The following is a 25231-nucleotide window of genomic DNA, read 5'->3' on the forward strand; positions in this document are numbered from 1 at the left end:
GTCGGATCGCCGCCCGGAGCAAGCTCGCTCCCACAGGGTCTTGGGTACACAAAGATCCAGTGTGGGAGTGAGCTTGCTCCGGGCGGCGATCCGACGACGAGGCCAGGCAAGACAAAACCTCAGCCCTTCAATTCCTTCAAATGCTTGTACACAGTCGCCCGCCCCATGTTCAGCACGTTTGCCACATAGTTGGACGCGCTCTTGCCCTTGAATGCACCCTCGGCATGCAGCGCCAGTACCAGCTCGCGTTTGTGGTCGCGGGTCAGCAGGTTCAGGCTCAATTGACGCTCGCGAATCCAGGCGTGGAGGAAGGTGTTGATCCGCTCCTGCCAATCATCGCGAAACAGCGAATCCGGCTGCGCAATCAATTTGTTTGGCGACAGGAACAGGTCCAACGCCGCCTTGGCGTTTTCGAACAGTGAAATATTCAGGTTGATGCACAGCACCGCCAGCGGATGGCCGTGTGCGTCTCGCAGCACGCTACTGAGGCTGCGGATTTTCTGACCGTCCCAATTCAACTTCTCGTATGGCCCGATGTTTCGTTCGCTGACGTCTTCGCTGAGCATGTCTTCCAGGGATGAGTCATCGCCCACTTCGCGCTTGGACAGGTTGTTGGCGATGTAATCGACCCGTTGCGTGCGCAGGTCATGCAGCACCACTTCAGCGTGGGGATAGAACAGCGTGGCGATGGCATCGGCGATGGTGCGGAAGTTATCCAGTGCCGGATCGGCTTGCGGGGCATTCATGACAGGACTCCAGGCAGTCAGCGCCCCGTGAAGCAGGGGCGCGAGCGAGTGTGCCGCAATCGTAGCGATGCGTCACCTTGATGAAGGTCCGCCCAGGCGTGCGGGTGACAACATCGCAGCGTTCAGGCCGAAACGGGCCAAGGGTTCGGGCAGTGGTTCTCCGCGCACCAGGGCCGCGCTGGCCTGGCCCATGGCGGGGGAGGTCTGGATGCCATAGCCGCCTTGGGCTGCGACCCAGAAAAGGCCAGGCACTTGTAGGTCGAAACCGGCCAGTAGATCGCCGTCATGCACGAAACTGCGCAGTCCGGCCCACGTGCGGGTCGGACGGCGAATGGTCAGCGTGGTCGCTTCTTCGATCTGATAGATACCCATGGCGATGTCCAGCTCTTCGGGCTGTACGTCGTGAGGCTCGACGGGATCGGCATTGGCGGGCGAACCGAGGAACATGCCGGCGTCCGGCTTCATGTAGAAGGACTCGTCAAGGCTCACCAACATCGGCCAGTCATGAATGTCCACGCCCTCGGGGCCGGCGAAAATGAATGCTGCCCGCCGCTTTGGTTGCAGCCCCAGCTTGGGTGCACCGGCCATTTCGGCCACTTGGTCGGCCCAGGCGCCGGCCGCGTTGATCAGCACGGGCGCGCAGAAAGTCTGGCTGGCGGTCCTGACCTGCCATTGCCCTTGATCGTCCCGGATCAAGTCGAGCACTTCGCTGTCGGTGTGCACCTCGCCGCCGCTGCGACGAATGCCGCGTAAGTAACCTTGGTGCAGCGCATCGGTGTCGATGTCACAGGCAGTGGGGTCATAGATCGCTCCGTGGACTTTTTCCCGACGCAAGATCGGCAGCCGCACGCAGGCTTCTTCGGGGCTGAGCAACTGCATCTGCGGCACCGTGGCCTTGGCGCTGAGGTATTGGTTGTTCAGTTCGGTGGGGTCACCGATGAAATCTACAGTCATCTCGCCGCGTGGTGTGAGCAACGGATGCTCGCAGAAACCGGTTGGCGGGGCGTCGAAAAAATCCCGGCTGGCCTGTGTCAACGCCCTTACCTGTGGAGTGCCATAAGCAGCGGTATACAGCGCCGCCGAGCGGCCGGTGGAATGGTAGGCCGGATGGGATTCGCGTTCGAGCACAATGACCCGGCCGTGGGGCGCGAGCCAATAGCCTGTGGAAGCCCCGGCGATGCCGCCGCCGATGATGATGAAATCTGCTGAGGTCATGAAGCTCTCCTGTCGAGCACTGCCGGGAGTCTGGAAAAAATCCTGTGGGAGCGAGCTCGCTCGCGATGAGGCCAGCACATTCAACCTGGATGTTGACTGTCAGGCCGCCATCGCGAGCAAGCTCGCTCCCACAAAGGAATGGGGGTGTCAGTTATGAAGTCGATACAGCGCATTCGCCAGCGCAACATCTTCCAGCCCCAACCCGATGGAGCGGAAGAACACATGGCGCTCATAGTTAGGCTGCGCCACCCGTTCGCTCAGCAGATCGGGCAGGTCACCCACGATGCTCGATGCCTGCCAGCCATGTAGCTCGCTGGCGATCAGCATCTCGCCGGCCGAGCCCGGAGTGGTCTGACGATAGTCACAGAACACGTCCATATCGTTGAGGCGCTCGGGCGGCACTTCATGGGCGCGTGGGGCGTTGGTGCTGATGGAGGTGATCAGCGCAGGTTTACCCAGGACCTGTGGATCGAGCACCGCTTTGGCGGACGAGGTGCAGAGCATCACCACGTCGGCGTCGTGTAGCGCGGCTTCAAGGGTGTCGCAAATCTGCAGGCGCGGGTCCAGGCCAGTAATCAGCGCGAGATCTTCAGGTGTTCGGTTTTTCAGGCTTGGTGAATAGAGGCTGATGCCCTGCCAATCCCGCAGTCCCTTGACGTACTGCACATGGGCGCGCGCCACTGCGCCACTGCCGATTACCGCCAGGCGCTTGGCCTTGAGCGGAGCGAGGGCATCGACAGCCACGGCGGTCGTCGCGGCGGTGCGGACCGTCGTCAGCTCGGCTGCATCGCACAGCAACAATGGCTGGCCGGTCTGCATCGACATCAGCAAAGTCCAGGCGGTAACCAACGGGCCTTGCTCACGGACGATATAGGGCGAGGTCTTGACCCCGTAGACCTGATCTTCAGCCAGCACGCCCAGGTAATTGATGAAGTCCCCGGCGCCTTGAGGGAAAACCACCAACTGCTGGGGTGGCTGCACCGCTTGTCCGGCGGCGAGATCGCGGAACAGCTTGCGCAGGATCTGCGGCACATCGACGTGTTCGAGCAGCGCTCGGGCCTGGGCTTGGGTCATGACTTGAGGCGTGCTGGTCATCGTGTGCTCCGGTGGCTCATTAAACTAATTTGTCCATTATGGACTTTTAGTTTTATCGAGCAATATCCCCAGGCAAAAAAAAGCGCAGCCTTTCCGGGCTGCGCCTCTTGTCTTGTCGAGCGGTTAAGGCCGCTTACGCTCAACCGGTCGCAACAGATGAGTCGGCGGCATTTCGCAACTGATCTTGCGACCCAGCAGCGCTTCGATCGACGGCAACTGGTAAGAGTCGTCTTCCCCGGCGAAGCTGATCGAAACCCCCGCGGCCCCGGCACGACCGGTGCGACCGATGCGGTGCACGTAATCGTCCGGCACTTCCGGCAGGGTGAAGTTGATCACGTGGCTGATGCCGTCGATGTGGATGCCGCGGCCGGCCACGTCGGTGGCAACCAGCACGCGGATCTTGCCTTCGCGGAAACCTTCGAGGGTCTTGATGCGCTTGTGCTGGGGCACGTCGCCGGAGAGTTGGGCGGCGTTGACGCCATCGCGCACCAGGCGTTCTTCGATGCGGCGCACTTCGTCCTTGCGGTTGGCGAACACCATCACGCGTTCCCAGCCGTTGTCGTTGACCAGGTTGTAAAGCAGCTTGTATTTGTCAGCACCGGCGACCGCGTAGATGTGTTGCTCGACGTTTTCGCTGGCGACGTTCTCGGCTTCGATCTCGACAATGGCCGGGTCGGTCGTCCACTGCTTGGCCAGGTTCATCACGTCTTCGGTGAAGGTGGCGGAGAACAGCAGGGTCTGGCGTTCGCTTTTCGGCGGGGTCTGGCGAATGATCTGGCGCACCTGCGGGATAAAGCCCATGTCGAGCATGCGGTCGGCTTCGTCCAGCACCATCACCTCGACCATGTCCAGGTGCACGTCGCCGCGCTGGTTGAAGTCCAGCAGGCGGCCCGGCGTGGCGACAAGGATGTCGCAGTGGCGGGCCTCGAGGTGCTTGAGCTGCTTGTCGAAGTCCATGCCGCCCACGAACGTCATGACGTTCAGGCCGGTGTACTTGGTCAGGTCGGCGGCGTCCTTGGCGATCTGCACCACCAGCTCGCGGGTCGGCGCGATGATCAGCGCCCGCGGTTCACCCATGTAGCGTTCCCTGGGCGGCGGGGTCTGGAGCAACTGGGTAATGATGGAGATCAGGAACGCGGCAGTCTTCCCGGTGCCGGTCTGGGCGCGGCCGATGGCATCTTTGCCGGCGAGGGTGTAACCGAGCACCTGCGCCTGGATCGGCGTGCAGTAAGGGAAACCCAGGTCCTGGATGGCGTGCATCAGTTCGGGGGCGAGCTTGAAGTCGTGGAAGCGGGTCTTGCCTTCCTGGGGTTCTACGACGAAGTCTTCGAGCTTCCAGGCGACGACGGGCGGTTTTGGTGCGCGTTCGCGGCGTGGCCTTGGCGCTTCGCTGCGTGGCTTTTCCTCGGCCGGAGCGGCGACGGGCTGGGCAGCGGGGGAGGTCGTGGGCGTTGTTTTTGCCTGCGCAACCGGCGGAGCGGTCCGGCGCGGCTGTTGCGCATCGGTGCGGCTCGGGGCTTGGACTGGCGCGCTGGAAACAGGCGCGAGCTGCTCGGCCTCGCTTTTACCGAACATCTTCTTGAGTGCTTTGAGCACGGTCATCTCATCGATTGGTTAAGGAATGTACGCCGGCCAGTGTAATGCAAGAAACGGGCGCGGCGTAGTGTGTTCATCAAAGCGTTGACGTGGCGATTGGCCTCTTAGCGCAGCTGCTCGGCCAGCCAGGTGCCGATGTCGCGAATCTCCTCGGGTAACACTTCGTGGCCCATTGGGTATTCTCGCCATGTCACGGTGACACCATGCTGCTTCAGATACTCCTTCGCAGTCCGGCCCATCGGGTTGAGCACCACTTCATCGTATTGTCCGTGCAGCGCCAGTACCGGGATGCGTTGCTGGCTCGCAGACAATTGCAGTTCTTCGCTGAACGTTGGGGCATAAGTGGACAGGGCGATCACGCCACCCAGCGGCCCCTGCCATTTGACGAATGCCGTGTGATAGACCACGGCCCCGCCCTGGGAAAATCCCGCGAGGAAGATTCGCGAAGCGTCTATTCCGCAGGCTCGCTGGGTTTCCATCAGCTCAATGACCCGCTGTGCAGAGCTTTCCAATTGATCTTCGTCAATCGCTCGTGCCGGGCTCAGGGCGCGAATGTCGTACCAGCTCGGCATGGCATAACCGCCATTGATCGTGACGGGCTGAGTCGGAGCCTGGGGCAGGACGAAGCGCGTGGTGAGCAGACTTTGCTGCAACATTTCGGCTACCGGCATGAAGTCATAGCGATCGGCACCCAGGCCGTGGAGCCAGATAACGCAGGCATCAGCGGTGCCAGAGGGCTCGAGAATCAAGGGGTCGGTCATGGTGTGCTCCAAAAATGTGCGGGCGCGCCCAATCAGTGCGTGATTACGGTGCGTGCCTGGTCTCTCAGTTAATTAGATGTCGCAATACTACAACTTTTTGTCTTGACCTCTTCAGTAAGGGCCAAGCGCAGCGGTGTGGTACGGGCTTTGCTATTGGTTTAGCCGAGTGATGATTCTTACGCTGCGCGGTAACACTATCAGCTCGACGCGACGCATGGGATATCAGAAATCCGGTGATGGATGTTCGCCAATAGCCGCTACGGGCTTCGCGAACGTGAAGGGCTACAGCCCGTTCGGCCGATTGGTGAGAAGTGAGCAGGCCGCTGTTTATGGGCGCTCTCATTAATAGACTCATAGCGAAGGCCCAGACGTCGGTTGACCCTAAAAAAAGCCAACAAGGGTCGGCAATGCCTCAAAAGGGTGCGACAGGGCTCGAGCTCCGACACAACAAGAGCAAAACTGGAGGTTTGAATGAAGTTACTGAAATCCACCCTGGCAGTCGTGACTGCAGCAGCAGTCCTCGGTGTCAGCGGGTTCGCTCAGGCGGGTGCAACCCTGGATGCCGTGCAGAAGAAAGGTTTTGTGCAATGTGGTGTAAGTGATGGCCTGCCGGGCTTCTCGGTGCCTGATTCCACCGGCAAGATCGTCGGTATCGACGCTGACTTCTGCCGCGCCGTGGCCGCTGCGGTATTCGGTGATGCAACCAAGGTCAAGTTCAGCCAGTTGAACGCCAAGGAGCGCTTCACCGCGCTGCAATCGGGCGAAATCGACGTGCTGTCGCGCAACTCCACCATGACCAGCTCCCGTGATGCGGGCATGGGCCTGAAGTTTCCTGGCTTCATCACCTACTATGACGGCATCGGTTTCCTGGCCAACAGCAAATTGGGCGTCAAGAGCGCCAAGGAACTGGACGGTGCGACCGTCTGCATCCAGGCCGGTACCACCACCGAGCTGAACGTGTCCGACTACTTCCGCGCCAACGGCCTCAAGTACACCCCGATCACTTTCGACACCTCCGATGAAAGCGCCAAGTCGCTGGAATCCGGTCGTTGCGACGTGCTGACCTCCGACAAGTCCCAACTGTTCGCCCAGCGCAGCAAGCTGGCTTCGCCAAAGGACTACGTGGTTCTGCCAGAAACCATTTCCAAGGAGCCACTGGGCCCGGTCGTGCGTAACGGCGACGACGAGTGGCTGGCCATCGTGCGTTGGACTGGCTTCGCCATGCTCAATGCCGAAGAAGCAGGCGTGACTTCGAAGAACGTCGAAGCCGAAGCCAAATCCACCAAGAATCCTGACGTTGCTCGTATGCTGGGCGCTGACGGTGAATACGGTAAAGACCTGAAGCTGCCGAAAGACTGGGTCGTGCAGATCGTCAAGCAAGTCGGCAACTACGGCGAAATGTTCGAGCGCAACCTCGGCAAGGACACCCCGCTGCAGATCGATCGCGGTCTGAACGCTCTGTGGAACGCAGGCGGCATTCAATACGCACCACCAGTGCGCTGATGGTTCTATCACCCGGTGGGCCAACCACCGGGTGATGTTCTGTTCCATTCTTTGCGGGGCACTTCATGCAAAATTCAATCGGCGCACCTAAGCAGAGGCTCAGCCTCAGCGATCCACGAGTGCGTGCGTGGGTATTTCAGATCGTCACCATCGTGGCGGTTATTTCGCTGGGCTGGTTTCTGTTCGATAACACACAAACCAACCTGGAACACCGGGGCATCACTTCCGGTTTCGGCTTTCTGGAGCGCAGTGCCGGGTTCGGCATCGCCCAACACCTGATCGACTACACCGAAGCGGACAGCTATGCCCGCGTCTTTGTCATCGGTTTGCTCAACACCCTCCTGGTGACCTTCATTGGCGTGATCCTGGCGACCATCCTGGGGTTCATCATCGGCGTCGCACGCTTGTCGAAGAACTGGATCATCTCCAAGCTGGCGACCGTCTATGTGGAGGTTTTCCGGAACATTCCACCGCTGTTGCAAATCCTGTTCTGGTACTTCGCCGTATTCCTGACCATGCCGGGACCACGGGCTGCCCACAATTTCAGTGACACCTTCTTCGTCAGCAGTCGCGGTCTTAACATGCCGGCGGCGCTGATGGCGGATGGGTTCTGGCCGTTCGTGATCAGCATCGTGCTGGCGATCGTCGCCATCGTGCTGATGACCCGCTGGGCCAACAAGCGTTTCGAAGCGACGGGCGAGCCGTTCCACAAGTTCTGGGTGGGCCTGGCGCTGTTCCTGGTGATCCCGGCACTGTGCGCCGCGATCTTCGGTGCGCCTGTGCATTGGGAAATGCCGGAACTCAAGGGTTTCAACTTCGTCGGTGGCTGGGTATTGATCCCTGAACTGCTCGCCTTGACCTTGGCCTTGACCGTATACACCGCGGCGTTCATCGCCGAGATCGTGCGCTCGGGCATCAAGTCGGTCAGCCATGGTCAGACCGAGGCGGCCCACTCGCTGGGCCTGCGCAACGGTCCGACCCTGCGCAAGGTGATCATCCCGCAAGCCCTGCGCGTGATCATCCCGCCGCTGACCAGCCAATACCTGAACCTGGCGAAAAACTCTTCTCTGGCTGCTGGTATCGGTTATCCGGAAATGGTTTCGCTGTTTGCTGGCACGGTGTTGAACCAGACCGGCCAGGCCATCGAGGTGATCGCGATCACCATGAGTGTGTACCTGGCGATCAGTATCAGCATTTCCTTGCTGATGAACTGGTACAACAAGCGCATTGCGCTGATCGAGCGGTGAGGAAAAGCGCATGACATCCCATACTTTCAAACCTGATATGCCGCCACCGAGCAAAGTGTTCGGGCCGATGGCATGGATGCGCGCGAACATGTTCTCCAGCTGGCTCAATACGCTGTTGACGCTGTTTGCGTTCTACCTGATCTACCTGATCATCCCGCCGATCCTGCAATGGGCGATCCTGGATGCCAACTGGGTCGGCACCACCCAGGCCGACTGCACCAAGGAGGGCGCCTGCTGGGTGTTCATCCAGCAGCGCTTCGGCCAGTTCATGTACGGCTATTACCCGACAGGCCTGCGCTGGCGCGTCGACCTGACGGTATGGCTGGCCGTGATCGGCGTGGCGCCGTTGTTCATCTCGCGCTTCCCGCGCAAGGCGGTGTACGGCCTGAGCTTTCTGGTGCTGTACCCGATCATCGCCTGGTGCCTGCTGCACGGCGGCGTGTTGGGCCTGGACACCGTGGCGACCAGCCAGTGGGGCGGCCTGATGCTGACGCTGGTGATCGCCACCGTCGGTATCGCCGGCGCCTTGCCGCTGGGTATCGTCCTTGCCTTGGGCCGTCGTTCCAACTTGCCGGCGATCCGCGTGGTCTGCGTGACCTTCATCGAGTTCTGGCGCGGTGTGCCGTTGATCACGGTGCTGTTCATGTCCTCGGTCATGCTGCCGTTGTTCCTGCCAGAAGGCATGAACTTCGACAAGCTGCTGCGGGCGCTGATCGGCGTGATCCTGTTCCAGTCGGCCTACGTGGCCGAAGTGGTGCGCGGTGGTCTGCAAGCGATTCCCAAGGGCCAATACGAAGCGGCTGCGGCGATGGGCCTCGGTTACTGGCGCAGCATGGGCCTCGTGATCCTGCCGCAAGCCTTGAAGATGGTCATTCCGGGTATCGTCAACACCTTCATTGCGTTGTTCAAGGACACGAGCCTGGTGATCATCATCGGCCTCTTCGACCTGCTCAACAGCGTGAAACAAGCTGCCGCCGACCCGAAATGGCTGGGCATGGCCACCGAAGGCTATGTGTTCGCCGCCCTGGTGTTCTGGATTTTCTGTTTTGGTATGTCCCGCTATTCCATGCATTTGGAACGCAAGCTGGACACTGGCCACAAGCGTTAGGAGTTGACTCATGAGTGAAGCGATCAAACAGCCTGTGAGCCCTGAAGGCATTATTCAGATGCAGGGCGTCAACAAGTGGTACGGCCAGTTCCACGTGTTGAAAGACATCAACCTGAACGTCAAGCAGGGCGAGCGCATCGTGCTGTGCGGCCCGTCGGGCTCGGGTAAATCCACCACCATCCGCTGCCTCAACCGCCTGGAAGAGCACCAGCAAGGTCGCATCGTGGTCGACGGCGTGGAACTGACCAACGACCTCAAGCAGATCGAAGCGATCCGCCGGGAAGTCGGCATGGTGTTCCAGCACTTCAACCTGTTCCCGCACCTGACCATCCTGCAAAACTGCACCCTGGCACCGATGTGGGTGCGCAAGATGCCCAAGCGCAAGGCCGAGGAAATCGCCATGCATTACCTGGAGCGCGTACGCATTCCAGAGCAGGCGCACAAGTATCCGGGCCAGCTCTCCGGCGGTCAGCAACAGCGTGTGGCGATTGCCCGTGCCCTGTGCATGAAACCGAAAATCATGCTGTTCGACGAGCCGACCTCGGCCCTTGACCCGGAAATGGTGAAGGAGGTACTCGACACCATGATCGGCCTGGCAGAAGACGGCATGACCATGCTCTGCGTGACCCACGAAATGGGCTTCGCCCGTACCGTGGCCAACCGCGTGATCTTCATGGACAAAGGCGAAATCGTCGAACAGGCAGCGCCGAACGACTTCTTCGACAACCCGCAGAACGACCGCACCAAGCTGTTCCTGAGCCAGATCCTGCATTGATCCAGCCTTAGGTAATGAAAATAAACCCGGACTTGTCCGGGTTTATTTTTTTGCTGCTTCGGCTGCTCAGGAAGCCGTGAGGGTTTCGTGCTCCTTGTGCACCGTCGTCTCGAATCCTCTCAGATCCGCGCCTTCAGCCAGGGCTCGTGCATCTGCAAGTAAATGCGGGTAGCGATCAAGCAGTCGCATCAGCAACGTCAATGCTTTTGGCGGGAGTACCTCGCCACGCTCATAGCGGGAAAATGCGTTGTGTCCACCGCCCGATAGCAGCAGTACCGCTTCCTTTTGCGATAGATGAAGTTTGCGCCGGACACGTTTGATCTCTTCACCGACCATTCGCCTGGCCGCATTGACCAGCTCATCACCTGCCTGGTCGTAGCGATCCGAGCAGCTTGAATCGAGCTCGACTTCGCCGCACATCTGACATTCCCAGCCAGACAAGTCATCGACCCGACGTTCCAGTCCCTTGACGCTCATGGTTTCGCCGCGACCTTCGAAATGCAACATGCCCTCCGGGGCACCACAGCTGAAGCATTGCTGGTGTTTCATGAGTTTTTCTCCTTGAAGGAAATTACCGGTGGTCCTCCGCTGGGGCGGTACGTCACCTTCAGGTAAATCTCCAGACCGTGTGAATTGGCGTGGTAGACGTCATGCCAGACTCGATGATCGTCATAGGTGGTCATCGATTTGTAGAGATGTTTTCGCTGAAGCCCATGGATGACCTGCTGCATGTCCGAGACGTTTAAACCGAGCGTCCAGCAGTGTTCTTCGCAGTGCTGGAGAAAGCTTTCCCTTTAAGCCGCCTGACATCCGCCTGTATCGCCACCAAGGCGTAGTGGGGTGTGTTCTTTTCCATGGAGCGGTGCGCCTTGTTCGTAAAATTACCCTCAAAGGGTAATTTTGACTAATCGAAAATCTCGTTTCTTTTGCCTCCCATTGACCCTAGGCGGTTGCCGTCCTACGCGAAGCTGACTAACATGTCAGAAAATTCATCCTATGATTGGATGAAAAGGCGAATTCCATGTCCGACATTTCTCCATTGATAAAGCGCTCCCTGGTCGATCAGGCCCTTGAGCAACTGCGCCAACGCATCAGCGATGGCGTGTGGGTCGTCGGCCAGCGCTTGCCCACCGAGCCGGAGTTGGTGGCCGAGCTCGGTATCAGCCGCAACACGGTGCGCGAAGCCATGCGCGTGCTGGCGTTTTCCGGGTTGATCGAGATCCGCCAGGGCGATGGCAGTTATGTCCGGGCAGTGGTCGATCCGCTGGACACGTTAAAGGTGCTGTCGCGCTGTTCGCTGGAACAGGCTCGGGAAACCCGCCATATCCTGGAGGTGGAGGCCATCGGCCTGGCGGCACTGCGGCGTACCGAGGACGACTTGGTTGCGTTGCGCCAGGCGCTGAAAACCAGCGGCAAGCATTACCACGGCGACCTGGAGCACTACATCGCCTGCGACCTGATCTTCCATCGTCTTCTGGTGGACGCTGCGCACAACCCCGCCCTCAGCGAGCTATACCGCTATTTCTCCAGCGTGATCGGTGCGCAATTGCGCCAGAGCCTCAACATCACTCCTCGTCATCAACACGTGTTCGACCTGCATGTCGAGATTCTCGAAGCCGTCGAACGACAAGACCCGGAGCGGGCCAAGGCCCTTTGCCGACAGTTGATCAATGAACCCTGAACCAGAGCTTTCCATGCCCCGCGATTCGCTTGACCGCACCACGGCGACGACACACAAACGCGCCGCCGAACTTGAAGAACTGCTGATCGACGCCGAAGCCGACGACGAGTCAACCCAGCAGAGCCAGCCATTTGTACGTCGGCCCTGGCTGTTGTTGCTCGGGCTCATCCTGGTGGCGCTGAACCTGCGTCCGGCCTTGTCGAGCATGGCGCCGCTGCTCAGTGATGTTTCAAAAAGCCTGGGCCTGTCGGCCGCGCAAGCGGGTTTGTTGACGACGTTGCCGGTACTTTGCCTGGGCCTGTTCGCGCCGCTGGCGCCGGTGCTGGCGCGGCGTTTTGGTGCCGAGCGGGTGGTGTTGGGGATTTTGCTGACGCTGGCTGGCGGGATCGTCCTGCGCAGTTCGTTCGGCCAGTTCGGCTTGTTCGCCGGCAGCATCCTGGCGGGCGCGAGTATTGGCATCATCGGCGTGCTGTTGCCGGGCATCGTCAAGCGCGACTTCGCCAAACAGGCCGGCACCATGACCGGTGTCTATACCATGGCGCTGTGCCTGGGCGCCGCGATGGCGGCAGGGGCGACGGTGCCGCTGAGCCAGCACCTTGGCGACAGCTGGGCCTTGGGCCTGGGTTTCTGGGTAGCCCCTGCGCTCCTGGCGGCGATGTTCTGGTTGCCACAAGTGGGCCAGAAACACGGTGCACATCAGGTGGCCTACCGGGTCCGGGGCTTGTTGCGGGATCCGTTGGCCTGGCAAGTGACCTTGTACATGGGGCTTCAATCCTCGCTGGCTTATATCGTGTTCGGCTGGTTGCCTTCGATCCTGATTGGCCGAGGGCTGAGCCCGACCCAGGCCGGGCTCGTATTATCCGGGTCGGTCATCGTGCAGTTGATCAGCTCCCTGAGTGCGCCTTGGCTGGCGACGCGTGGCAAGGACCAGCGGCTGGCCATCGTTGTCGTCATGCTCATGACCCTGGGAGGCCTGTTCGGTTGCCTTTACGCACCCATCGATGGTTTGTGGGGCTGGGCGATCTTGCTGGGGTTGGGGCAGGGCGCGACGTTCAGCCTGGCGCTTACCCTGATCGTGTTGCGTTCGAGGGACGCCCATGTAGCCGCCAACTTGTCCGGCATGGCCCAGGGCTTCGGCTACACGCTGGCGTCGCTGGGGCCCTTCGCGGTGGGCCTGGTTCACGATTTGACCGGAGGCTGGAATGCCCTGGGTTGGATCTTCGGTGTGATTGGCCTGGGGGCGATCATCGCGGGAATCGGTGCCGGTCGGGCGTTGTATGTGGGTGTGGTCAGTGAAAGAGTCACCGAGCCTCATTGATATCATTTTCATGGCGAATGACGATGGTCTTCCCGACGGTGGCAGATTATCGTGCAGGCCTATCGAACCGTTTTTCGGAGCCTGCCCATGAGTGAAGCCCACAACGCCCTGATCACCCGCTTCTACCAGGCCTTCCAGCGCCTGGATGCCGAAGCCATGAGCGCTTGCTACACCGACGACGTGGTGTTCAGCGATCCGGCGTTCGGCGAACTGCGCGGGCGCGACGCCGGTGACATGTGGCGCATGCTGACGACCCGGGCCAAGGACTTTTCCCTGACCTTCGATAACGTGCGCAGCGACGAACGTACCGGTGGCGCTCATTGGGTGGCGACGTACCTGTTCAGCCAGACTGGCAATACCGTCGTCAACGACATCCACGCGCGGTTCGTGTTTCGCGACGGCAAGATCTGCGAGCACCATGACAACTTCGATCTGTGGCGCTGGTCCCGCCAGGCGTTAGGCACCAAAGGCCTGTTGCTAGGCTGGACGCCGCTGGTACGCAACGCGGTCAGGGCCCAGGCGCTCAAGGGGCTGCGGGCGTTCCAGGCCAGTCGCTGATAAGATCGCGGTTTGTCTTGGCTCACCTGTTGAAGATTTTGTGACGACCGTCGACTTATCCTCCGATCTGCCTGCACAAGGCGCCGCCGAACCGGACAAACCCTGGTTCGTCTACCTGGTGCGGGCCGCCAACGGCTCGCTGTACTGCGGCATCAGTGATGACCCGGTGCGGCGCTTCGCCAAGCATCAAAGCGGCAAGGGCGCGCGCTTCTTCCTGTCCAGCCCGGCCGTGGCCCTGGTCTACACCGAGGCCTGTCGCGACAAGGGCGAGGCGCTGCGCCAGGAGCGGTTGATCAAGAAACTCAGGAAAAGCGCCAAGGAGTGCCTGGTGGCCAGCGCGACGGCGTCGGATCAATCGCACTGATAACCCTTCATCACGCGGGTAGGCTGTCGGTCGATGTCACGCTACAGTGCGGGTCTTCCTCACTGCATTGGCGAATCTCATGTCAGAGCTGATCCTTCACCATTATCCGACGTCTCCATTTGCCGAAAAGGCCCGCCTGCTGCTGGGCTTCAAGGGCCTGTCCTGGCGTTCGGTGAACATCCCTCCGATGATGCCCAAGCCCGACCTGACCGCCTTGACCGGGGGCTACCGCAAGACGCCGGTGTTGCAGGTCGGCGCGGATATCTATTGCGACACGTCATTGATAGCTCGGCGGCTGGAGCAGGAAAAAGCCTCGCCTGCGCTGTTCCCGGAAGGCCGCGAAATGATCGCGGCGTCCTTCGCGGCCTGGGCCGATTCGGTGGTGTTCCAGCATGCGGTCAGCCTGGTGTTCCAGCCTGAGTCGGTGGCGGTGCGCTTTGCCAGGCTGACGCCTGAAGCGATCAAGGCATTCATCAGCGACCGCGCCGGCCTGTTCAGTGGCGGCACGACCACGCGCTTGTCCGCCGAACAGGCCAAGCACCAATGGCCGACGATCATGGCGCGGCTTGAACAGCAACTGCAGCGCGAAGAGGGCGATTTCCTGCTGGGCGATCCGTCGATTGCCGACTTTGCCATGGCGCATCCGCTGTGGTTTTTAAAGGGCACGCCCGTCACTTCACCGTTGGTGGACGAGTACCCGGCCGTATCGGCCTGGCTTTCGCGGGTGCTGGGCTTTGGTCATGGCGCGCCGAACGAGATGAGTTCCGAAGAGGCGTTGGACGTGGCTCGGAACGCGACGCCGGCAGCGTTGCCGGATGAACTGTTCAATGACCCGAATGGCTTCGTGGCGGGGCAGCAGGTGACCATCGCCGCGACGGATTATGGTGTCGATCCGGTGGCTGGAGAGTTGTTGTTTGCGGGCAGTGAGGAGCTAATCTTGCGTCGCAAAGATGAGCGTGCCGGGGTAGTGCACGTGCATTTTCCACGGATGGGTTTCAATCTTTCGTTCCGGTAACGATGCACTTCCCTCCAGCCCGAAGCTTCAATCCGTCCCAACCAATTGGCAATAACGGTTTCCATGACTCCGTTATTGCCTGTTTGTCGAAGAATACCCGCCGCAACGCACGAGCCTGTTATAGAGTTTCTGCTCGCTTGGTTTATCCCTTATAGCGGATAAGCTTTAAGAACTGTTAGTTCCGACAGTGGTTCGCATGTGAGGGCTGCGTTCTACTGTGCGTGGAGATTCTATAAAACGGGTGCGCTATGAAATGTATATCTCTAGTGTCAGCGGCTTTCGCATGGTTGATGTTATGTGGCGCAACTATGTTGCCCTACGCGACCCCGGAGCAACGTGGCATTGAAGTGGCAGATCAGCTAAGGCGCAATTATAACGATCTGAAAATAGATTGCGGAGCAGCCAGCAGACCTTCCCTTTTATGTACGGGCGTCATTCTGCGAGGTACGGTATATTCAGACAATTACCGGGCCTGGGATCCGAGTCCCCAATCAATTGCTCAGGGCGCGACGTCTTTTTCGTTTTTACGAAAAGATGCCAAGTTTAACTCCCTGGCTTCGGATCATAAAAATGGCTATATCCTTTATCCGGAGTTCTTGAAGCCAGTCAGTACGATGACCAAGGTCAGCGTGCTTTGCGCGTTCCCTATTGACGCCGGTAGTCATGGCCGGCTTTCGGCCGGCTGTGGTGACCACACGACAACGCCTCAGGTTGAGGACTACTGTCAAAACCTGGGCATAACTACCGCTGAGCAATGGAATACGCATTACCGGAGTAATGGAGGCTCCCATTATATTTCCTGCGGATTTAACGTGGCGGCAAATCCACAGGGAAGAGGTGCCGAGGCGTTCATGGAGGTGTTGCGCGCCATGAAATATACAGAGAACGAAAACTTCAGCAGTGGCGGACTCAGTAATAATGAAATACGAATCGCTGTCTGGCCATCCGGGCTGGCTGAGCAACTTCCGATACAAGCTTTTTTTTATTTGGTCGGGGGGGTGGACTCCGCTAAAAAAGACCAGCGAGCATTTTATGCCGACGGGGGGAGATTTGTGCCTGTCATTAAACTGGCCTTCCCCACAACACCGGGGCAAGACGCCGCGTTTACATACAGTAGTGCTGATCAGGCCTCGCTGGGTGATGTCGTTTGTAAACGATATATCGATTCGGCTTCTTGGGAAAAACGTTTTGATCCTGGCTTGAATGCGCAGGCTTGGACGCTTTCGGTTATCCCAACGGATTGTGGAAGATCGATCGGGCCCGAACAAACCGAGGCGTTTTACAGTGAGATGCTGCGTAGTTATGGCAGCAGCACCGAGTGGAGGGAGCAGGACGGTGGAGGGATGCGCCGACAATTGGTGTGTTTGATTTCTACCGTGCGTACAAAGGATGTATGGAATCTGGAGCCATTTCGACCCGATACCACTCATGAAAAAGCCGTAGCAGCTGGTTGTAATAATACCTAACAAGTCGTCCAGCTTTGCGCCGTGCAGGAGTTTGCGGTGCTCTTGTTTTTTATCAGTAATAAGAGGGATTGACATGAAATTTCTAGTGGAAAGTCTAATATCGGCTGGTTTCGGGTTATTACTGTCATACGGCTCTGGTGTTCAGGCATTGGAGACTTCGGGAGCGCAGGTCGCTCGTGAATTGCAAGCGCTCTATAATGACACGCCTGCTAACTGCGGCACAGCTTCTATGCCGGCTTTCTTATGCAGCGGTATTATTTTTCGGGCGACGGTTCCTTCTACAGCTTATAAGTCTTGGGCGCCTAGCCCCCCAGCTGTCGCAAGTGGGGGGTTTTCATTCTCTTATCTGCGAGTTGATGCGGAGTTCAGGAGACTGGTTCGCGACGAAAATAATGGTTTTATTATCTATCCTCCGCTGTTTGCGCCTGTGGGGAACCAGAAAGTCAACATCTTATGCATGTTTCCGGTGGATGGCGCAACTAACGTTCGGGCCGAAAAGGGCTGCGGCGTCGCTCAAGGAGCGGAATCAAACAGCGACCTTTGTCATCGGCAAGGCATCTACACGGCACAGCAGTGGTACGACAAGCGTGTTGCCGACGGTTTCAGTAACCTGAGCCAGTGCGGCTTCAATGTACGGGATGATGCAAATGAAAAGGCAACCATCTCTTTCAACGAGGCAATCAAGGCAATGGGCCTGGGTGACAGCGGAACCATCCACCAGCAAAATGAAATGAGGTTGGCTACGGCGGCGTGGGACGTCAACGTGCCGGAGACGTTGCCGATAAAAGCCTTCTTTTATCTGCCGGGGGGGCTGGAGGATGCCCAATATGATCAGAAGGATTATTTCTCGACGACCAACGTTCTGGTACCTGTGATCGCGATGACGTTGCCCGGAACCCGGGCCCAAGATGCCAATTTTGTTTTCAATGCGGGAGACCAAGCGATCAAGATGGCGAATCCGATGGACGGATACATAAACTACGCCGAGTGGTTAAAGCGCTATGACCCCGGTACTCGGAAGGAGGAGTGGAGCTTATCTGTCGTTCCTACCGATAGAGGCCGTATGGCCACGGCGCAAAGCACCGACTCGGTGTATTCCGAGTTGGTAAAAAGATACGGCGATGATCCGCGCTGGGTAAATAATGATGGTGGTGGTATGCGTCGCCAACTGGTTTGCCACTTTAATATCTCACGCAATAAACCCGAGTGGAATTTGGAGCCCTTCAGGCCCAACGTTTCCCATGACGCAGCGGTGGCGGCCGGTTGTAATCCAATTTGATTTTCAAGGCGGGATAAAATTGATCACAACGCCCGAGGCAGTCGCTTTGGGCGTTGCCTGGCGTGGGATCATGTGCAAATAATCCAACCGCTGGAAGTGTTGATGCCCTGCGACTGGAAAATGGTTTTCGCTTGATTCAATGCGTCGGCGGTCGAGTTTGCGTTGATAGTTAGGGTGCTGCCTTGTTTTACGTTTGCCAGCGTGACGTATTCACAACTATAAGACGCAGCGGAAGCCGAGTCGGTATAAGTCGCGGCTATTAAGCTAAACAGTCCAAGACTGGCGAGCTGTTGTGCGCGGAAGATTGTACGACGATTAGTTGATTTCATTTCGTATGCTCCACAGACGGATTCGGTCATGGGGTGGTTCCAGCCGGGGGCAGCTGGACGCATATAAAATACCGGGTGGTTCAAAGGCAATATAACTGTAGAACTTGACAGTGCTGACCAGCGGCCTCCAAATATTTTGGAGGGGAGTTGTCAAGCTCGCGGAGGTTTAAACAGTGCCATCGTGGGGTGACGATGGCGTGCTGTCGAGACGATATTCAGTGCTTGTGCTGAATATCAATTACGCCGCTTGAGCTGATCAGTCAGCGATGTCGGCAAGCCCTTGATGATCAACGTACCGGCCTCTTCGTCATATTCGATCTTGGAGCCCAGCAAGTGCGCTTCGAAGCTGATGGACAAGCCTTCGGCGCGGCCGGTGAAGCGGCGGAACTGGTTGAGGGTGCGTTTGTCCGCCGGGATTTCCGGCGACAACCCATAGTCCTTGTTGCGGATGTGGTCGTAGAAGGCTTTCGGGCGTTCTTCGTCGATCAGCTCGGACAGTTCTTCCAGGCCCATGGGCTCGCCGAGCTTGGCCTGGCTGCTGGCGTAGTCCACCAGGGTCTTGGTCTTTTCCCGGGCATCGTCTTCCGGCAGGTCTTCGCTCTCGACGAAGTCGCTGAAGGCCTTGAGCAGGGTGCGGGTCTCGCCGGGGCCGTCGACGCCCTCCTGGCAGCCGATGAAGTCACGGAAGTATTCCGAGACTTTCTTGCCGTTCTTGCCCTTGATGAACGAAATGTACTGCTTGGACTGTTTGTTGTTTTGCCATTCCGACACATTGATCCGCGCCGCCAGGTGCAGCTGGCCCAGATCCAAGTGGCGGGACGGGGTCACATCCAGTTCATCGGTGACTGCCACGCCTTCGCTGTGGTGCAGCAGGGCGATGGCCAGGTAGTCGGTCATGCCCTGCTGGTAATGCGCAAACAGCACGTGGCCACCCACCGACAGGTTGGACTCTTCCATCAGCTTCTGCAGGTGTTCCACCGCCACGCGACTGAACGCGGTGAAGTCCTTGCCGCCGTCCAGGTATTCCTTCAGCCAGCCGCTGAACGGATGCGCCCCGGACTCGGCGTGGAAGAAACCCCAGGCCTTGCCTTGCTTGGCGTTATAGCTTTCATTGAGATCGGCGAGCATGTTCTCGATGGCCGTGGACTCAGCCAGTTCGGAGTCGCGGGCATGGAGCACAGCAGGCGTGCCGTCGGGTTTTTTGTCGATCAGGTGGACGATGCAATGACGGATCGGCATGGATTTCTCGGCTGATGAAAGAGGGGAGTGCGCGCTCCCCGAAAAGGGCCCAGTGTACCGCAATCACTGGTTTTGCAACGCGTCGAAGGGCCTTTCAGACCCTTCCGACACTCGGAGAGCATTTTTTTACCGTTTTAGCGCAATAAAGCTGACCATTTGGGTAGGTAGAGGCGGATATTTCACAGGCGTTGTGCTAGTTTTGCCCGGTCTTACGCGATGTCACTGCGTTAAGCGTGCATTCAGCATTTGTCAGGTCGAACCAAACCCGGATTTCGGCATCTATTACCCCGATCCGTCGTGGTGATGACCGAGGGCGGCTGATCAGATAGATCGGGCTCGATGGCTGACACTGCACTCTGCAATCCATATGAATTTGATAGGGAAGGAACACTACATGGCTCTTACTAAAGACCAACTGATCGCTGATTTGGCTGAAGCTGTAGACGCACCAAAAGCTACCGTGCGTGCACTGCTGGACCAACTGGGCCAAATCGTTGCCGATCAGCTGGAAAACGGTGGCGAACTGACCTTGCCAGGCGTTGGCAAGCTGAAAGTCACCGAGCGTCCTGCCCGTACCGGTCGCAACCCTTCGACTGGCGCAGCCATCGAAATCCCGGCCAAGAAAGTGATCAAGCTGGTTGTGGCCAAAGGCCTGACCGACGCGGTCAACAAGTAAGACCGCTTGATAAAAAACCGTGCCGCGGAGCGATCCGGGCACGGTTTTTTTGTGTCTGTGTTTTTTGTGTCGACTGCGCAGGCCGTCGTCATGGCAGGAGCTCGCTCCCACCTTGGATCAGCGTCGTATTAGCGGACCCAGCGTTCGCGCCGCCAGATCTGCTGCTCGGACTTGGTCTGGAAAGTCCACGCCACGAAGCGACTCTGTTTCTGCCCCTGCGACATCTCCACCACCTGGCTCTCCAGCGCGCCAGCCCTCTTCAACGCGGTTTCGATCGCCGGCAGGTTCGAGGCTTTCGACACTAGCGTGCTGAACCATAAAACCTTGTGTTGGAAGTTGGCACTTTCGGCTATCAGTTGCGTCACAAAGCGCGCTTCACCGCCTTCACACCAAAGCTCCGCCGATTGCCCGCCGAAGTTCAGCACCGGCAGCTTGCGTTTCGGATCAGCCTTGCCCAAGGCGCGCCACTTGCGCTCGCTGCCCTTGGTCGCTTCTTCCATCGAGGCGTGGAACGGCGGGTTGCACATGGTCAGGTCAAAACGCTCGCCCGGTTCCAGCAAGCCGATGAGGATGTGCTTGCGGTTTTCCTGTTGACGCAGCTGGATGACTTTGCTCAGATCGTTGGACTGAACGATGGCCCTGGCTGCTGCCACGGCTGTCGGGTCGATCTCCGAGCCGAGGAAGTGCCAGCGGTATTCGCTGTTGCCGATCAGCGGATAAACGCAATTGGCGCCCATGCCGATGTCCAGCACATTGACGATTGCGCCACGCGGCACCTTGCCGTCGTTCATGCTCGCCAGCAGGTCAGCGAGAAAATGCACGTAATCGGCGCGCCCTGGAACCGGAGGGCAGAGGTAATCCGCCGGGATGTCCCAATGCTGGATGCCATAGAACGCCTTGAGCAGCGCCCGGTTGAACACACGCACCGCGTCGGGGTTGGCGAAGTCGAGGCTTTCCTTGCCGTACGGGTTGGTGATCACGTACTTCGCCAGTTCCGGCGAGGTTTTGATCAGCGCCGGGAAGTCGTAACGACCCTGATGGCGATTGCGCGGGTGCAGGCTGGCCTTCTCGCGCGGCTCGACGGCTTTGCTTGGGGGCGCGGCGTCAGGCTTCTTGCGCGCAGGTTTGGGAGTGCGGGGGGCGTTCATGGGCTGGTCGATTCGGGTATGGCTGAAAATGGCGGGCATTGTCCCACATCCCGCGCGCTCTTGATGGTAATACGGACTAAATGTGGGAGTGAGCTTGCTCGCGATAGCGGTGTGTCAGTCGGCATATCAGTTGGCTGACCTACCGCTATCGCGAGCAAGCTCGCTCCAACAAGGGTTCTTCATTGTCTGGGAGAAAAGGGCAGGCATAAAAAAGGAGGTCCAGCTGGACCTCCTGTTTCGTTGCGAACAACCGTTACAGACTGGCAATCCGCGCGTGTTGCTCAGCCAGCTTGCCCAGGGCCTGTTCAGCCTCGGCCAGCTTTGCCCGTTCCTTCTCGATGACTTCAGCCGGGGCCTTGTCGACGAAGCCGGCGTTGGACAGCTTGCCGCCGACCCGCTGCACTTCGCCTTTGAGGCGCAGGATTTCCTTGTCCAGGCGCGCCAGTTCGGCGGCCTTGTCGATCAGCCCGGCCATTGGCACCAGCACTTCCATCTCGCCGACCAGCGCGGTGGCCGACAGTGGCGCTTCCTCGCCCGCAGCCAGCACGGTCACCGATTCAAGCTTCGCCAGCTTCTTGAGCAGCGCCTCGTTTTCGTTGAGGCGGCGCAAGTCCTCAGTGCTGGCATTCTTCAGGAACAAGGCCAGTGGCTTGCCCGGGCCGATGTTCATTTCGGCGCGGATGTTGCGCAGGCCGAGCATGAAGGTCTTCAGCCACTCGATGTCGTCTTCGGCTGCCGGATCGATGCGGGTCTCGTTGGCCACCGGCCACGGTTGCAACATGATCGTCTTGCCTTGGATGCCAGCGAGCGGTGCGATGCGCTGCCAGATTTCCTCGGTGATGAACGGCATGAACGGATGCGCCAGGCGCAGGGCCACTTCCAGCACTCGAACCAGGGTACGACGGGTGCCGCGCTGACGTTCCACCGGTGCGTTTTCGTCCCACAACACCGGCTTGGACAGTTCCAGGTACCAGTCGCAATACTGGTTCCAGATGAACTCGTACAGCGCCTGCGCAGCCAGGTCGAAACGGAACTGATCCAGTTGGCGAGTCACTTCGGCTTCGGTGCGTTGAAGTTGGGAAATGATCCAGCGGTCGGCCAGGCTCAGCTCGTAGGCTTCGCCGTTCTGGCCGCAGTCTTCGCCCTTATCCAACACGTAGCGGGCTGCGTTCCAGATCTTGTTGCAGAAGTTGCGGTAGCCTTCGACGCGGCCCATGTCGAACTTGATGTCGCGACCGGTGGATGCCAGCGAACAGAAGGTGAAACGCAGGGCATCGGTGCCGTAGCTGGCGATGCCCTCGGCGAATTCTTCGCGGGTGGCTTTCTCGATCTTCTTCGCCAGTTTCGGCTGCATCAGGCCGGAGGTGCGTTTCTGCACCAGGGTTTCCAGGTCGATGCCGTCGATGATGTCCAGCGGGTCAAGGACGTTGCCCTTGGACTTGGACATCTTCTGGCCCTGGCCGTCGCGCACCAGCCCATGGACGTAGACGGTCTTGAATGGCACTTGCGGAGTACCATCTTCGTTTTTCACCAGGTGCATGGTCAGCATGATCATCCGGGCGACCCAGAAGAAAATGATGTCGAAGCCGGTGACCAGCACGTCGGTGGAATGGAATTTCTTCAGGAACTCGGTCTGCTGCGGCCAGCCCAGTGTGGAGAAGGTCCAAAGGCCCGAGCTGAACCAGGTATCGAGGACGTCGTTGTCCTGCTGCAGCGCAACGTCCGGACCGAGGTTGTGCTTGTCGCGGACTTCGGCTTCATCGCGGCCGACATAGACCTTGCCCGACTCGTCGTACCAGGCCGGAATGCGGTGGCCCCACCACAGCTGGCGACTGATGCACCAATCCTGGATGTCGCGCATCCACGAGAAGTACATGTTCTCGTATTGCTTGGGCACGAACTGGATGCGGCCGTCTTCCACGGCGGCGATCGCAGGCTCGGCCAGCGGCTTGGTGGACACGTACCACTGGTCGGTCAACCATGGCTCGATGATCGTGCCAGAGCGGTCGCCTTTCGGGACTTTCAGGGCGTGATCGTCGACGCTGACCAGCAGGCCGGCGGCGTCGAACGCGGCAACAATCTGCTTGCGCGCCTCGAAGCGGTCCAGGCCGGCATATTCGGCCGGGATCTGGCCGTCGACGCTTTCGTTCAAGGTGCCGTCGAGGTTGAAGGCCTGGGCAGCCGGCAACACATTGGCGTTCTTGTCGAAAATGTTCAACAGCGGCAGGTTGTGGCGCTTGCCAACTTCATAGTCGTTGAAATCGTGGGCTGGGGTGATTTTCACGCAGCCGGTGCCGAATTCGGGGTCGCAGTAATCGTCGCCGATGATCGGGATGCGACGGCCAACCAACGGCAGCTCGACAAACTTCCCGATCAGCGCCTGATAGCGCTCATCGTTCGGGTTCACCGCCACGGCAGAGTCGCCCAGCATGGTTTCCGGACGGGTGGTGGCGACGATCAGGTAATCCTTGCCTTCGGCGGTCTTGGCGCCGTCGGCCAACGGGTACTTCAGGTTCCACAGGAAACCTTTCTCGTCGTGGTTCTCCACTTCGAGGTCGGAAATGGCCGTGTGCAACTTGGTGTCCCAGTTGACCAGGCGCTTGCCGCGGTAGATCAGGCCATCTTCATGCAGGCGCACGAAGGCTTCCTTCACCGCTTCCGAAAGGCCGTCGTCCATGGTGAAGCGCTCGCGGCTCCAGTCCACGGACGAGCCGAGGCGACGGATCTGGCGGCTGATGTTGCCACCGGACTCGTCTTTCCATTCCCAGACTTTCTCGAGGAATTTCTCGCGACCCAGGTCATGACGACTCTGGCCCTGGGCTTCGAGACGACGCTCCACAAGCATCTGGGTGGCGATGCCGGCGTGGTCGGTGCCCGGCTGCCACAAGGTGTTGCGACCTTGCATGCGGCGGAAACGGATCAGGGCGTCCATGATCGCATTGTTGAAGCCGTGGCCCATGTGCAGGCTGCCGGTGACGTTCGGCGGCGGGATCATGATGGTGTAGGAATCGCCCGCGCCTTGCGGAGCAAAATAATTCTCGGACTCCCAGGTGTTGTACCAGGAAGTTTCAATGGCGTGCGGCTGGTAGGTCTTATCCATGCGCGGCGGGACCCTATTGGCATTTATTCAGGAAAAGCCGGGAAGTATAGCGGGGCGTGGGGCGCAGGGCGAGTCGGTGTGGCTGTGATCGCTTCATTCAAGCCGAGAAACATTGTGGCGAGGGAGCAAGCTCCTTCGCCACAAAAGCGCATGCAATCGAGGCGCAGCGCTATTCGTACTGACTCAACAACCGCTCCATCCGCGCATCCAGCCGGCGCTTGATCTCGGTTTCGATGTGCGGGGCGAAGTCGTCGATAACGTCTTGCATGATCAGTTGTGCGGCGGCGCGAAGTTCCCGGTCCAGGTGCAGCAGGGCGTCGGGGCCTTTTGGGTCGGCCTTGGGCGCTGGCTTGGGTTCCGGCTGGCCGTTGATCGGGTCGAACAGCAGCGGAATCTGTTCGTCGTGCACCGGTTCGTGTTCCACCGTATCGGTCAGCAGCGGCGGTTGCAGGGTGTCGTCGCCGAGCAGTTGGCGGATCGACTCGAGGTCATCGAGCAATTGCGCGGGTTTTTGCGGTGGTTTTGGAGTATCCATCGTAGGCTCAAAGTCGCTGTAAACGGTGGTCTTGCAGAGGATAGCCCTGTTCGCGGTAGAAACGGAAACTCTCCCGCGCGGCTTGCCGGATGACCGGGTCTTCCACCACCACTTCCGCCACGCGGGCGAAGCGCTGGGCGAAGGCCGGCACTTTCAGGTCAAGGTTGACCAGCAGGTCCTGATGCCCTGCGCAGTCATCCCCCAGCCCGAGCACGATTGCACCTTCTGACTCGCTTTCCGCCGGGCCATGGGGCACGAAGCTTTCGCCCTTGAAAGCCCACAGCCGTGCGTCGAGGTCCTCGCGCTGGGCGGCATCGCTGCAATGCAGGTAGATGCGGTGTCCCATGCGCCAGGCCTTTTCAGTGAGCTTGCAGGCGAAATCCAGTCGCGCCGAGGGATCGGCGCTGGGCAGGATATAGAAGTCGACTTTGGTCATTGCGGTTCCGGAGCCATCGCTGGCGCCACCCGAGGGCGACG

Annotated in this window: 24 protein-coding genes and 1 pseudogene; 12 read left to right on the top strand and 13 right to left on the bottom strand. The window is 59.2% G+C overall.

Translation table 11 applies throughout. From position 1 onward, the window contains the following. Positions 1-119: 119 nt before the first annotated feature. The 5 genes from J3P79_RS05480 to J3P79_RS05500 form a co-directional block, all read right to left on the bottom strand. Positions 120-746, bottom strand: coding sequence for a helix-turn-helix transcriptional regulator (locus J3P79_RS05480; RefSeq protein WP_434608784.1), 627 nt, complete (start codon positions 744-746; stop codon positions 120-122). A gap of 72 nt (positions 747-818) precedes the next feature. Next, positions 819-1961, bottom strand: coding sequence for an NAD(P)/FAD-dependent oxidoreductase (locus J3P79_RS05485; RefSeq protein ID WP_434608786.1), 1143 nt, complete (start codon positions 1959-1961; stop codon positions 819-821). Positions 1962-2108: 147 nt separating this feature from the next. Beyond that, positions 2109-3056 carry an ornithine cyclodeaminase family protein gene (locus J3P79_RS05490; RefSeq protein ID WP_434608788.1) on the bottom strand — a complete coding sequence of 316 codons (948 nt, stop codon included), beginning with the start codon at positions 3054-3056 and terminating at the stop codon, positions 2109-2111. 123 nt (positions 3057-3179) lie between these two features. Further along, positions 3180-4658: an ATP-dependent RNA helicase RhlB gene (gene rhlB / locus J3P79_RS05495; RefSeq protein WP_434608790.1), complete on the bottom strand. Its 1479-nt coding sequence runs from the start codon at positions 4656-4658 to the stop codon at positions 3180-3182. A 98-nt stretch (positions 4659-4756) separates the two neighbouring features. Continuing rightward, positions 4757-5413, bottom strand: a complete 657-nt coding sequence (locus tag J3P79_RS05500; protein ID WP_434608792.1) for an alpha/beta hydrolase — start codon at positions 5411-5413, stop codon at positions 4757-4759. Between the two features lie 471 nt (positions 5414-5884). On the opposite strand from J3P79_RS05500, the gene J3P79_RS05505 reads away from it, so the two are divergent. The 4 genes from J3P79_RS05505 to J3P79_RS05520 all read left to right on the top strand — a co-directional run bounded on the left by J3P79_RS05505 (position 5885) and on the right by J3P79_RS05520 (position 10046). Beyond that, the gene (locus J3P79_RS05505) at positions 5885-6916 is read left to right on the top strand and encodes an amino acid ABC transporter substrate-binding protein (RefSeq protein ID WP_434608794.1); all 1032 of its coding nucleotides are present in this window, start codon (positions 5885-5887) and stop codon (positions 6914-6916) included. A gap of 65 nt (positions 6917-6981) precedes the next feature. Next, positions 6982-8163, top strand: coding sequence for an amino acid ABC transporter permease (locus J3P79_RS05510; protein WP_434608795.1), 1182 nt, complete (start codon positions 6982-6984; stop codon positions 8161-8163). Between the two features lie 10 nt (positions 8164-8173). Further along, positions 8174-9271, top strand: a complete 1098-nt coding sequence (locus tag J3P79_RS05515) for an amino acid ABC transporter permease (protein ID WP_434608797.1) — start codon at positions 8174-8176, stop codon at positions 9269-9271. A 10-nt stretch (positions 9272-9281) separates the two neighbouring features. Then, entirely contained in the window at positions 9282-10046 is a 765-nt protein-coding gene (locus J3P79_RS05520; protein ID WP_003178331.1) for an amino acid ABC transporter ATP-binding protein, read from the top strand. Between the two features lie 66 nt (positions 10047-10112). Here the strand turns inward: J3P79_RS05520 and J3P79_RS05525 are convergent, their stop codons facing one another. Together J3P79_RS05525 and J3P79_RS05530 are read right to left on the bottom strand one after the other, a co-directional pair. Beyond that, positions 10113-10595 carry a type II toxin-antitoxin system MqsA family antitoxin gene (locus tag J3P79_RS05525; protein WP_434608798.1) on the bottom strand — a complete coding sequence of 161 codons (483 nt, stop codon included), beginning with the start codon at positions 10593-10595 and terminating at the stop codon, positions 10113-10115. Then, a pseudogene (locus J3P79_RS05530) lies at positions 10592-10902 on the bottom strand (type II toxin-antitoxin system MqsR family toxin). The gene J3P79_RS05525 and the pseudogene J3P79_RS05530 overlap by 4 nt, the downstream one beginning before the upstream one ends. Positions 10903-11067: 165 nt before the next feature. On the opposite strand from J3P79_RS05530, the gene J3P79_RS05535 reads away from it, so the two are divergent. The 7 genes from J3P79_RS05535 to J3P79_RS05565 all read left to right on the top strand — a co-directional run bounded on the left by J3P79_RS05535 (position 11068) and on the right by J3P79_RS05565 (position 17727). After that, on the top strand, positions 11068-11727 hold the full coding sequence (locus J3P79_RS05535; RefSeq protein WP_434608799.1) for a FadR/GntR family transcriptional regulator: 660 nt from the start codon (positions 11068-11070) through the stop codon (positions 11725-11727). Next, on the top strand, positions 11717-13045 hold the full coding sequence (locus J3P79_RS05540; protein WP_434608801.1) for a CynX/NimT family MFS transporter: 1329 nt from the start codon (positions 11717-11719) through the stop codon (positions 13043-13045). The genes J3P79_RS05535 and J3P79_RS05540 overlap by 11 nt, the downstream gene beginning before the upstream one ends. A gap of 87 nt (positions 13046-13132) precedes the next feature. Further along, positions 13133-13603, top strand: coding sequence for a nuclear transport factor 2 family protein (locus J3P79_RS05545; RefSeq protein ID WP_434608804.1), 471 nt, complete (start codon positions 13133-13135; stop codon positions 13601-13603). Positions 13604-13643: 40 nt separating this feature from the next. After that, complete coding sequence (locus J3P79_RS05550; RefSeq protein WP_434608806.1) at positions 13644-13967, top strand: GIY-YIG nuclease family protein; 324 nt, start codon at positions 13644-13646, stop codon at positions 13965-13967. 79 nt (positions 13968-14046) lie between these two features. After that, complete coding sequence (locus tag J3P79_RS05555) at positions 14047-14982, top strand: glutathione S-transferase family protein (protein ID WP_434608809.1); 936 nt, start codon at positions 14047-14049, stop codon at positions 14980-14982. Positions 14983-15290: 308 nt separating this feature from the next. Next, entirely contained in the window at positions 15291-16448 is a 1158-nt protein-coding gene (locus tag J3P79_RS05560) for a DUF2599 domain-containing protein (protein ID WP_434608811.1), read from the top strand. Positions 16449-16521: 73 nt separating this feature from the next. Continuing rightward, complete coding sequence (locus tag J3P79_RS05565) at positions 16522-17727, top strand: DUF2599 domain-containing protein (RefSeq protein ID WP_434608813.1); 1206 nt, start codon at positions 16522-16524, stop codon at positions 17725-17727. 68 nt (positions 17728-17795) lie between these two features. Here the strand turns inward: J3P79_RS05565 and J3P79_RS05570 are convergent, their stop codons facing one another. Together J3P79_RS05570 and yejK are read right to left on the bottom strand one after the other, a co-directional pair. Beyond that, positions 17796-18086: a hypothetical protein gene (locus J3P79_RS05570; protein ID WP_434608816.1), complete on the bottom strand. Its 291-nt coding sequence runs from the start codon at positions 18084-18086 to the stop codon at positions 17796-17798. A gap of 204 nt (positions 18087-18290) precedes the next feature. Then, positions 18291-19295, bottom strand: a complete 1005-nt coding sequence (yejK, locus tag J3P79_RS05575; protein WP_030139623.1) for a nucleoid-associated protein YejK — start codon at positions 19293-19295, stop codon at positions 18291-18293. Between the two features lie 394 nt (positions 19296-19689). Here yejK and J3P79_RS05580 point away from each other — a divergent pair, with 394 nt between their 5' ends. Continuing rightward, on the top strand, positions 19690-19971 hold the full coding sequence (locus J3P79_RS05580) for an HU family DNA-binding protein (protein WP_039591491.1): 282 nt from the start codon (positions 19690-19692) through the stop codon (positions 19969-19971). 128 nt (positions 19972-20099) lie between these two features. Here the strand turns inward: J3P79_RS05580 and rlmF are convergent, their stop codons facing one another. The 4 genes from rlmF to J3P79_RS05600 form a co-directional block, all read right to left on the bottom strand. After that, on the bottom strand, positions 20100-21119 hold the full coding sequence (gene rlmF / locus J3P79_RS05585) for a 23S rRNA (adenine(1618)-N(6))-methyltransferase RlmF (protein WP_434611366.1): 1020 nt from the start codon (positions 21117-21119) through the stop codon (positions 20100-20102). Positions 21120-21372: 253 nt separating this feature from the next. Then, positions 21373-24219: a valine--tRNA ligase gene (locus tag J3P79_RS05590; protein WP_434608819.1), complete on the bottom strand. Its 2847-nt coding sequence runs from the start codon at positions 24217-24219 to the stop codon at positions 21373-21375. Between the two features lie 169 nt (positions 24220-24388). Continuing rightward, positions 24389-24754 carry a DNA polymerase III subunit chi gene (locus J3P79_RS05595; RefSeq protein WP_434608821.1) on the bottom strand — a complete coding sequence of 122 codons (366 nt, stop codon included), beginning with the start codon at positions 24752-24754 and terminating at the stop codon, positions 24389-24391. A 7-nt stretch (positions 24755-24761) separates the two neighbouring features. Next, a complete protein-coding gene (locus J3P79_RS05600) occupies positions 24762-25190 on the bottom strand; it encodes a DNA polymerase III subunit chi (RefSeq protein WP_434608823.1) in 429 nt (142 codons plus the stop codon). Positions 25191-25231: the final 41 nt, after the last annotated feature.

The sequence above is a fragment of the Pseudomonas sp. R1-7 genome (assembly GCF_051132105.1).
GTDB lineage: Bacteria > Pseudomonadota > Gammaproteobacteria > Pseudomonadales > Pseudomonadaceae > Aquipseudomonas.